Source organism: Psychrobacter sp. (assembly GCF_035469765.1).
GTDB lineage: Bacteria > Pseudomonadota > Gammaproteobacteria > Pseudomonadales > Moraxellaceae > Psychrobacter.
Genome location: NZ_DATIRM010000228.1, coordinates 1 through 10,642, shown reverse-complemented (window position 1 = coordinate 10,642; position 10,642 = coordinate 1). Strand labels below are relative to the sequence as shown.

General features: G+C 42.7%; 10 protein-coding genes and 1 pseudogene. 5 read left to right on the top strand and 6 right to left on the bottom strand.

The window, feature by feature from the left end; genetic code table 11:
- Positions 1-312: 312 nt before the first annotated feature.
- Complete coding sequence (locus VLN09_RS06510; RefSeq protein ID WP_325244822.1) at positions 313-909, bottom strand: hypothetical protein; 597 nt, start codon at positions 907-909, stop codon at positions 313-315.
- Positions 910-1,230: 321 nt separating this feature from the next.
- Between VLN09_RS06510 and VLN09_RS06505 the strand changes: the two genes are divergently transcribed.
- A complete protein-coding gene (locus VLN09_RS06505; RefSeq protein WP_325244820.1) occupies positions 1,231-1,776 on the top strand; it encodes a DUF2799 domain-containing protein in 546 nt (181 codons plus the stop codon).
- Positions 1,777-1,952: 176 nt separating this feature from the next.
- Here VLN09_RS06505 and VLN09_RS06500 read toward each other — a convergent pair whose 3' ends face one another.
- The 3 genes from VLN09_RS06500 to VLN09_RS06490 form a co-directional block, all read right to left on the bottom strand.
- Entirely contained in the window at positions 1,953-2,354 is a 402-nt protein-coding gene (locus VLN09_RS06500; protein WP_325244818.1) for a biopolymer transporter ExbD, read from the bottom strand.
- Positions 2,355-2,437: 83 nt separating this feature from the next.
- Entirely contained in the window at positions 2,438-3,145 is a 708-nt protein-coding gene (locus VLN09_RS06495; RefSeq protein WP_325244816.1) for a MotA/TolQ/ExbB proton channel family protein, read from the bottom strand.
- A 106-nt stretch (positions 3,146-3,251) separates the two neighbouring features.
- Positions 3,252-4,247: a TonB family protein gene (locus tag VLN09_RS06490; protein ID WP_325244814.1), complete on the bottom strand. Its 996-nt coding sequence runs from the start codon at positions 4,245-4,247 to the stop codon at positions 3,252-3,254.
- A 344-nt stretch (positions 4,248-4,591) separates the two neighbouring features.
- Here VLN09_RS06490 and VLN09_RS06485 point away from each other — a divergent pair, with 344 nt between their 5' ends.
- From VLN09_RS06485 to VLN09_RS06470, 4 genes are all read left to right on the top strand, one after another.
- On the top strand, positions 4,592-5,635 hold the full coding sequence (locus VLN09_RS06485; protein WP_325244812.1) for a siderophore ABC transporter substrate-binding protein: 1,044 nt from the start codon (positions 4,592-4,594) through the stop codon (positions 5,633-5,635).
- A gap of 80 nt (positions 5,636-5,715) precedes the next feature.
- On the top strand, positions 5,716-6,804 hold the full coding sequence (locus VLN09_RS06480) for an ABC transporter permease (protein WP_325244809.1): 1,089 nt from the start codon (positions 5,716-5,718) through the stop codon (positions 6,802-6,804).
- A 62-nt stretch (positions 6,805-6,866) separates the two neighbouring features.
- The gene (locus tag VLN09_RS06475; protein WP_325244807.1) at positions 6,867-7,919 is read left to right on the top strand and encodes an iron chelate uptake ABC transporter family permease subunit; all 1,053 of its coding nucleotides are present in this window, start codon (positions 6,867-6,869) and stop codon (positions 7,917-7,919) included.
- A gap of 60 nt (positions 7,920-7,979) precedes the next feature.
- Entirely contained in the window at positions 7,980-8,738 is a 759-nt protein-coding gene (locus tag VLN09_RS06470; RefSeq protein ID WP_325244805.1) for an ABC transporter ATP-binding protein, read from the top strand.
- A 40-nt stretch (positions 8,739-8,778) separates the two neighbouring features.
- On the opposite strand, the gene VLN09_RS06465 is transcribed toward VLN09_RS06470, so the two are convergent.
- Together VLN09_RS06465 and VLN09_RS06460 are read right to left on the bottom strand one after the other, a co-directional pair.
- Positions 8,779-10,089, bottom strand: a complete 1,311-nt coding sequence (locus VLN09_RS06465) for a PepSY-associated TM helix domain-containing protein (protein ID WP_325244803.1) — start codon at positions 10,087-10,089, stop codon at positions 8,779-8,781.
- 185 nt (positions 10,090-10,274) lie between these two features.
- Positions 10,275-10,642 (bottom strand): annotated as a pseudogene (locus VLN09_RS06460) (TonB-dependent receptor); the annotation flags it as partial.

The window sequence follows — 10,642 nt, the reverse complement described above, 5'->3', positions numbered from 1 at the left end:
CGCTGCGCTTTTTTTAGTTGTGGGTTTTGTCATAGGTGACGACACCATAATAAGTAAATTAAAATAAAATTTGTCTAGCAGCATGCCATTTATAAGTTTGGTTATAAGGGCATGGCAAATTATTGTAGTAATGGCTGCTAGTAAAATCGGTTATAAAACAAACGTTAACCATAACGAAAGGATTCAGTTATAAAGACGTTACACTGCTAAGGCTTAAACTGTCAACTGAAAATGACTGAGCGTCTGCCAAAAGCACTTGCATATCGTGTGTTTATGGAGACGAAAAAACAATTTGCTACCTTGTCGCGATTTCTATAGGCTTTTTTGCATCTGTAGCGCCCACTCTTCAAGCTTTTGCTTAAGCAATAATAAATCGCTCTCAATCAATTTTTGCTGATAAGCAGGGTTGGTCGCAGGACGCACGTACGCAATATCTTCCCAATAAATCACAATGCTATTGGCCTTAGTTAATAAGCCTTTTACATAGGGCTCAATACTGACTGGCAAATCTAATGGCATCTTATCCAAACTAAAATTAGTCTTCTTAACCGCTGTATGAGCATGGCTTTGATTAGCACGAATAGCCGTTGGCACGATAAGCTTATTATCATCTGTAGTCGTATCGACAAAACTGCTATCTGGTCGCCATTGCCCATCAATCACTTGATAGCGGATAAACGGCAGATTCGTATCTTCTAATATTAAGCAATACTGACCCATCATCCCGCGACCATACTCATTGTCTTTACCTTTTATCCAGTCAGGACAAGTGACCAGCTTTGGATTGAGTTGCAAGCGACGCGCGGTCATACGCAGCTTATCCAAACGCTGATCGATACCGCTCGGCTTGAGCGCCATCATACTCCCTAATACGAATAGTACAATGAGAATAGCAATCCACATACCCATGACAATCTGACCTTTTAGCTAATAAGTTCGCTCATAGCAGCGCTTATTTATATATATGACTGACCTTTAGAACCGTATTTATGATGCGTGTCAGCACGCAAAAATCAAGAAGAATAGAGAGCAAGTATATAAATTATCACTTGGTAGATTCTCTATCGTCATGAGACAAGCAAGCGGCTTACCTATAAAGACATTGATATTTATAGTGGCATATCAAATACTTAGTACAGAAAACAACTCGTTCGATAACAAGATACAAAAAGTTGTCAGCCTAAAAAGGTGCTATGATAAACCATAATTTTAAACGCGCGCAGGTTTATTATGAATAATCTTATTAAGCGAAACTCATTGAGTGCCAATTTTACTCATAAATCGGGCACGCGACTGATGAATAAATACTGTGTTGCGTTAACGCTGATGGGCGTTGCCTTATTTACTTTATCAGGCTGTGCTACCACCCAAAAAAGCCTGACACCGCAGCAGTGCCAAAGCAATAACTGGCAAGAAGTTGGCTATGCTGACGGTATCAATGGGCGCTCGGGTGATTATTTTGGGCATTATGCCAATAGCTGTGCCAGTGTTGGCGCTGTAATGCCAAACCGCATTCAGTGGGAACAAGGTCGCCAGCTAGGGCTTAAAAATTACTGTACCGAGCTAAATGCTTATAAGCGTGGTCGTGAAGGTTACGACTGGCAACCTGTCTGTCCGCTTGAAGGCATTGAAAAACTTGAAGAAGCTTACGCGCAAGGACGTTACTACTATATTCGCCAACGTGACCTTGATTACTTGCGTTCGCCTTATCCGTTTGGTTATGGTCCTGGACGCTATGGCAGCTACGACTATCGCCCGTTTGGGTATGGTTGGTAAGCATTGATCAAGAATAAAAGCTTGATAGCATATTAATAATATAAAGGAAACCTCACAAGGTTACCCCTGTGAGGCCGGAGAGAAAGTTTATTATTTTAATGGTTATTATTATTATTCTGCTGATTTTTTTATTGGTAAGTTTACTGATATTTTTAGCCAGCTTATTACTTTAACGATTATTCATTAACAAACGCTATTTTGCTAAGCCCTGCTTGACTGGCAGCCGCCAATACCTGTGCGACGGTATCATATTTACTGTCTTTATCGGCACGTAGATGCACGGAAGGGTCTTTGCCAGTGGCACTTTTCTGCTGCAAACGTACCTCTAGCTCCTCCAAACTAATGGGATCGCTGTCCCAAAATATCCCTGCGTCTTTATCGATACTGATTTGAATCGCCTCTGGCGGGGTATCATTCAACGCTGCACTGGTCTTTGGCAAATCTAATGGCACCGTTGGATTCAGTACGGTCGCCGTCAACAAAAAGATAATCATTAATACCAGCATGATGTCGATCAGCGGAATGAGGTTCATCTCATTCATGCTTTGACTGTCATCGTCACCCAATTGAAATGCCATAATTGTTCTCGATACCGTTAATTAGAGTCTTTGCCGCCCGTTACTTTTAACTGGTTTTAGCTTAGCGTTTTTTTATTAAATAATTATGACAGCTGCGATGGTGCTGACTTATGATAATGCTCAGATGACTGTATGTCTTGTCTCTCTGCGCTCATACCTGTGGCAGATTGTGCTGGAGTAGCACTAGAATTGCTGCCTGCTGTTGATTGCTGGGCTGATGATTGTTGAGCATCCGCAACCTCAGTAGATTGTGCCAATAAATCATGCGCGCGGTCATTGGCGTGGTACATGACGCGGCGATTGATACGTACTGCAAGGTTATAAAATACCACTGCTGGAATCGCCACTGCGATACCCAAACCTGTCATGATAAGTGCCTCACCAACAGGCCCTGCCACTTGCCCTAAGCCTGCTTGTCCACTGACACCAATATTATGCAGCGCATGAAAAATACCCCATACCGTGCCAAACAGACCAATAAATGGCGCAATCGCCGCCGTCGTACCCAGTATCGGCAGCCCGCGCTCACTGGCAAAGCGATAACGACCAATGTGCTTAAGCAAGGTTTGCTCAATAATCAAGCGCCGCGTCGCTGTATCTTTGCCATTCAAATCTGAGCGTTTTGCCTGAATCTGCTGACTTAAGTCATCGGCAACCATAGCTGCCAATTTGCGACTTTGTAGCACGCGGATAATGCCGGTGACCCAAGAGAGTAACGATAATATCAATAGTATAAAAAAAAGCCCTTTGGTGACCATATCACTTAATTGCCAGTAGCTCATAAAGTCCATTTAAGACTCCCTAGTAAGTTATGCAATCACATAAACCTGCAGCGACTATCGCATTTGGTCTTATCGTGAAAATATTATAATGTATGTTTTTATAGATGGATGATTGTTAAGGTACTGCGTAGCTCACAGGCAAGGTCACATTGCCAACCACTGATGCGCCAGCATCATTAGTAAAGGGTCTAAACTTGCCTGAGCGCACTTGGCGTTGTGCCTCTCTATCTAAAATGGCATTGCCAGAAGACTGTGCCAAACTAACGCTATCAATACCGCCTTGCTTATTCACGCGTAGTAATAACACCAAGTTAAAGGTATCGCCTGAATTGGCACCACGCGCCCCACGATCAGGAAAGCTAAAGTTGGGACGCGCACGCCAATTGGCACTACTGGCATTAAAATTCATCGGTGTATTGCTGGCAGCGGCGGCTTTTTCGGCACCCGCTTTAGCCTTAGCGTCAGATTTAGATTGAGCCTCTGCTTGTGCATCTCGAGCAGCTTTTGCATTCGCTTTTTGAATATCTTCTTGCAGCGCTTTAGCCTGGGCTTGGTTTGCAGCTTCTTGCGCGGCTTTTTCTGCTTGTACTGCTATGATTCGACGTTGTTCAGCTTGTTGGTTTTTAGCCTGCTGCTCGAGTATTGCTTTATCAATAGCGGGATGTGGCTCTTCTTGCTGAATGGGTTTTTGTGGCTGCTTTTCTTGAGTAATCTGCTCTTCAGAAATCGGTAATGGTTTTTCTATTGTAGCTGGTGCTATAACCTCAGCTTTTTCTTTCTGCAGCACTGGTTTTTTGGGTTGTTCAGCAATTGCTTTTGATGTGGCGGCAGGCTGCGGTTTTGACAGCGGCGGCGTTTTCTCAACTGCGACCTTAGCGGCTTCTTTTTCAATAGGTTTTTTGGCAACCTTAACCGTCTCTTTAGGTAACGCAGCAGGTAATGACACCAACTCTATTTCTATAGGCGGCTTCTGTTTGGGCAATAGGGTTTTGGGTGCAGACGGTTTCATTGCCACCAGTGCCACCGCTGTGAACACATGAAGCCCTAGCACGACTAGAATAGCTATCATTATTAATTTAAGTGGTGGCGCGTCTAAATCCGTTGAACTCATAATACTCTAGCATTTAACCGTCATAGAATGGCGTTGATAATAATGCAAACGATAATTATTATCAATAGTAAATTTCTAATATTTCAGAGATACCCGTTATTTTTTTAAGCTAAATCTCAGGCAGTATGTGCTTTTATTATGACATTATTATAACCCTAATTTATTTGTTAATAAAAATCATTATCATTAATATTGATAATAAGTCTCAATTACTTTATGATGACGGCTGTCTTATTCACCCATTTATAATAAAGCATCGAACTATTTAACCTAACGTTAAATGAAGCTTTTTATCTCGTAGGTTGTATAAAAACTGCCAAAACCCGTCATATACAGAGTTATCTATGTCTACTATCTTATTCTCTAGCCACATTGCCGCTCCTACCTTTAAACGTCCCCTACTCACTGTGCTCATGACTGCGCTAGTTGCTACCATTACCGTCACCGGCTGTAGCGCGCCTGAATCTAATGACTCAGAACCGGCAGACAGCAACACTGAAAATAAAACGGCTGAAAATGTCGCCAATAACGATGCTGTTTCTGTAACCACTATTAGCGTCGATACCGTCAAAGGAGCCGTTGATTTGGCAATCAACCCATCACCGCTAGTAGTGTATGACATGACCCTGATGCAAGATTTGGCGGCGCTTGATGTCGCTGTTGATGGTATGCCAAGCGGTCTAAAATTGGATAATTTGCATTCAAAAACTCAGCCTGATCCGAAAGAAGTTGGCACTGTATTTGAACCAGACCTTGAGGCACTAAACGCTATGCAGCCACAAGCTATCTTGGTGGGCTCGCGCATGGCGGAAAAATATAACGCACTCTCTAGCATCGCCCCAACGCTCGATATGAGTATCGATACTGCCAATATCTATGAGTCTAGCAAACAGCGCTTGCATGATTTGGGTGCACTATTTGGCAAAAGCGATCAGGCGTTAAAGTTGCAACAAGATATTGATGGTCTTATTGATGAGACTAAAACGGCGACCAACAATAACGGCAATGGCTTAGTTATCATGGTTAATGGCAATAAGCTGTCTGCTTATGGTGATAAGTCGCGCTATGGGTTTATTCATACCGTACTTGGCGTACCGATGGTGGATAATCAGATTAAAGACGCTAACCATGGTCAGCCTATATCTTTTGAATACTTGCAAAAAACAAATCCTGACTGGCTGTTCGTGATTGACCGCAGCGCCGCTATCGGTGAAGAAAGCGCTGGTGCAAAAGCCGTCTTGGACAATCCACTGGTCGCGCAAACGACAGCTTGGAAAAAGAATCAAGTGGTCTATCTAAGCCCAGATTCTTACCTAGCATTTGGTGGTTATTACCAGTGGATGCAGGATTTGACAGCGATTAAAACGGCATTTAGCAAGGCAAAGTAAGCCTTAATGCCCGTTAAAAATAGACGTAAGTGACAATTTTTGCGTCTACCCTTTACGCCAGCCATAAATTTGCAGCCGTTATGTCTTTATTTTCTAATCACGCTACTAATATTGATAAACCAGTATCTTCTGTGCCATTACTATGCCAGCAGATAAATGGTAATTTAAACCCTAAACAACGCCATACCAAAATACCACCTTGGTTAATAAATACCGCAAGCCTTATCGTCATGGGTGTTTTGGTATTGCTAAGTTTATCTATTGGCGTTGCTGACTTTTCATGGTCAGGAATTTTTCACAGTCTTATCACTCATAGCGCAAATTCAGACAGCTCATTGATGCTCGTCAGTCGCTTACCGCGGACGATTGCCATTATTTTGACTGGTATTGCCATGGCAGTTGCTGGGATGATTATCCAAGTGGTACTCAAAAACCGCTTTGTTGAGCCGTCTATGGTAGGCGCTACTCAAAGCGCTGCTCTTGGCTTATTGGTCGTCAGTTTATTTTTTCCTGCCAGCGCTTTGATTATAAAGATGAGTGTAGCTACTATCGCGGCAGTATTTGGCATGATGCTATTTATGCTGCTTATTCATCGTATTCCGCCAACTGACTTTCTCATGATTCCGCTGATTGGCATTGTGTTTGGTGGGATTATTGATGCCATTACTACCTTTATTGCTTATCAGACTGAGACATTACAGATGCTCAGCGTTTGGCAATTTGGCGACTTTTCGAGCGTGTTGACAGGACGATATGAACTGCTATGGTTGACCGGCGTGCTTTGCGTTATTGCTTATATTATTGCCGATAAGCTAACCATCATTGGCTTGGGCGACAATATTGCTTTGAACTTAGGTATCAGTAAGCGTCATGTGACGTGGATTGGGGTTGGCATGGTCGCCATGATGAGTGCTGTTGTAGTGGTCACAGTTGGGGTGATTCCATTTATTGGTCTGGTCGTGCCAAATATCGTCAGTCGTATTATGGGCGATAAGCTCAGGCGCAGCTTGCCAGCTGTTGCCTTGTTAGGTGCATCAGCGGTATTGCTTTGCGATATCATCGGGCGCTCTATTCGCTATCCATTCGAAGTTCCGGTGGCGACCGTGTTTGGGGTGGTCGGTACGATAGTGTTTTTATGGCTGTTATTACGTGCGCCTGCTGAGTCCTAAACGAGCTATATCGCTTAAATTATCGTTGTTCTACTTGCCATTCTCTTTTATAAGATCAGCATATGCTTTTACCTTCTGCTAACCCAATGACTGACTCTACTATTAATAGTGATGCATCCAGCCTTAACCTATTAGCAAAATTTTGGGTACGGCTATGGTTAGTAATTAGTCAACATCCTAAATCCATTGCTACACTCATTTTGCTTATTTCCGCTATCTTATTTTTAACGGTCAATGTTCATGGACATTGGGATTTTGCACTGCCATTACGCGGTAAAAAACTATTGGCACTGATGATGGTCGGTTATGCGATTGGCGTCTCTACTCTTCTATTTCAAACACTAACGCATAATCCTATTTTGACACCCTCACTGTTAGGTTTCGACTCGCTTTATGTGTTGTTACAAAGCTTATTGGTATTCTTCTTGGGTGCGATTAGCTTTACCAGTCTTAACCCTATTGCCAAATTCTCGCTTGAGATTGTGTTGATGTTTGGCGCGTCATTATTGCTGTTTAAATTATTATTCTCCAAAAGTAGTCAGGATTTAACGCGGCTTATTTTGGTAGGGGTCATCTTTGGGGTATTATTCCGCAGTTTATCTGCATTGATTGCCCGACTGATTAATCCGGATGATTTTGTAGTCGTTCAATCGGCAAGTTACGCGCAGTTTAATACGGTCAATCCGCAACTTTTAAGTATTAGTCTGTTTATCTGTGTCGTGAGTGCGATATTTATTTGGCGATGGCGTTTTCAATGTGATGTGCTCATGCTCGGTAAATCGCAGGCAATTAATCTCGGTATTAATTATCAGCGCTTAGCATTTGGATTATTAACCGTCATCGCGATATTAGTCGCAACCGCTACGGCATTAGTCGGTCCCGTAACCTTTTTTGGTTTATTGGTCTGTGCGTTGACCAATAGGATGGCGCGCCATATGTATCATAGCGAACGCTTAATACTGGTCAGCTTGGTGGCGATGATTTGCTTGGTATTAGGGCAAACACTCTTTGAGCAAGTGCTCGGTATGGCTGGGGTATTGTCCGTCGTTATTGAGTTAGCGGGCGGCTTGGTATTTTTAGCCTTAATATTTATGAGCCAACGCCGAGCGTGCTAAAAGCTCTAAACATTTATTAAAATTCAGCTCACAGATATTCAGAATATAGTAAGAACACTTATGATAAAAATAACGGGCGTATCTCATCATATTGGTAAGCAGCAGATTTTGCATGATATCAACTTATCGCTGCCACCCTCACAAGTCATTGCTTTAATTGGTCCCAATGGCGCCGGTAAATCGACATTATTTTCAGTGATGGCGCGCTTACAACCGCTGCAAGCTGGACAAGTGAGTTTCGCTGAACATGATGTTGTTCAATGCGATGCGCGAACGCTTGCGACGACAGTGGCGATGCTCAGTCAAGACAATCAAGTGCAAGGACGGCTGCGGGTGTATGAGTTACTAATGTTTGGGCGCTACCCTTATCATCAAGGACGCCCAACAGCAAGCGATAAGCAAAAGGTCATGGAGATTATCGAGCGTTTTGAGCTACAACCCTTAGCCGAGCGTTTCTTATCTGCCTTATCCGGTGGACAACGGCAGCGGGTGCTGATTGCCATGATTGTCTGCCAAGATACACCGTATCTATTACTTGATGAGCCGCTAAATAATCTCGATATGTATCACTCTGGACGCTTAATGCGTGAGCTGCGTGAGTTAAGTCATAGCCAGCAAAAAACAGTGGTCATCGTCCTTCATGATATCAATCAAGCTGCGCAGTTCGCTGATACTGTAGTAACGATGAAAGACGGTCAAGTGCAAGCTATTGGTCGTCCGGTTGAGGTCATTACCCAAGAGACGATGAAAGAGCTATATAACGTTGATGTCACCGTACTCAATCATCAAGGTCGACCAGTGATTATCGATACAGTTTAAAATCGTACTCGTAATCGACTTTGTCACTTTTAGTCCAATTTTATCTATGCCTTTGCAAAGATTTTAAGCGCTGCTGCCGACCTTTCCACCATAAATACACGCCAGTACCAGACAAAACGGCAACAGCTAACCCAATCAATGCCAAGAAGATTTGATACGCCAGATGACCTGCGCCATGACTGATATGTCCCATATGTAAAGTAGAGAACCACTGATCAATCTTATTACCAAATGAAGCATTTTGATAAGCAAAATTTACGCGCTCGACACTACCGGTTGCGGCATTGATGGTAATCGAAGACGCGCCACTTTTCTTGCCGATATCTTGATTGGTTTTAAAGCGCATCTGCCATTGTTGGTCTTCCTCAACCCAGCGAATACCTAATAATTGCTGTACGGTTAAGCCATTTTTTTGTGCGGCAATATTTGCTTGCTTACTTAAATAATCAATACTATTGGCTTTATTAACCACATTAGCCACGTCCGTTTTATTACTAACTAACCTAACACTTGGCATAACTTGCGCACGTGATTTATCCGTCTGATTAGGTTTACTTTCTTTATCATTTCTACCCTCAAGCCCTACCACCGCTTGCATCACCGGCTTATAGATTTGCTGCAAATTAAAACCCACACTCGACCATGCAATCACAAACAACATCAGCCACAACCATAAACTAAACGCATGATGCACATCGTAATTAAGCTTAAAGGTATTAGTATTGCGGCGGATTTTCCATGCTGGTAACCAGCGCTTTAGAAACGACGCGCGTTTTTTAGGTATTGTATTTTTTTGAGTGTTTTTCTTTTTAAGTACTCTCGGAAAGGTTAAGTAAAAGCCGATAAAGCAATTAATCGTCCAAACGAGTGCGACAATACCCAATATCAACTTGCCGATATCATCAAGCAACAAATCACGGTGTAGCCAAAACACTTTCCACATGGTATTGCGCCATGCCCATTCATCTTTATCACGCGTTCCAATGATATCCGCAGTATAGGGATTGATATACACCTCTTGGAACAAGGGTTTAGGCGCTACCTTTACATCACCTTTATTTTTATCAACAGCAAAGACGACGGCTCGGTTAGGCTCGATTGCCACGGGCATGGTTGAAAAACCATATTCTGGATAGCGGCTAATCACCTTGTCATGAAGGGTGGCGATAGACAATAGCGGTGTCTGCGCTTGCTCAACAACCGCCAAACGCTGATTAAATACATCGTCCAGCTCGTCATGAAATGCCAACAATGTACCAGTAATACCGGTAATAATTAAAAAGGCTGCCATCGCAAGCCCAGTGTAACGGTGAAGCCATAAGCAAGTTTGGCGCGGGTTAAATGAAGTCATTGATTATTATTCTTTGTTAATTTTAAAATTAAGTTTGCACTGAATACTGATCTGTTGATGACGCATAAAGCGGTTTAGAAAAGATATTTCGACATGAAAAAAGCCAACTCTCATCTACAGACAGCTGGCTTTTCTATTTATTAATCCCTAATTCGTCAATCCGTTATGCGTAAGTCAGTATGGATTTAGAACTGATAGGTTAAAGACGCTTTGATATTGCGACCGGGTTCAAAGTCGGTAAACTTGTCATCTGATGCACTGTATCTTGAAGCATGACTGGCATAAGCTTCATCAAAGAGGTTATATACCCCAACCGTCGCCTTTATATTATCAAGTTGACGTGGTGAAAAATTCATATACACATCGTGCACATCATAATTTGGCTTGGTATTTTGTTTATTGTCGGTTATCGCTGCCACATAAGTACTGCGCCAACCTAGACCAACGGTATCATTTGGCTCATAATTTAGATTCACCATGTAACGATCGCCTGAGTTAGAGCTACTGCCCGTGACAGATGGAATGCTATCACCTGTTTTTTCACCTTTACTAC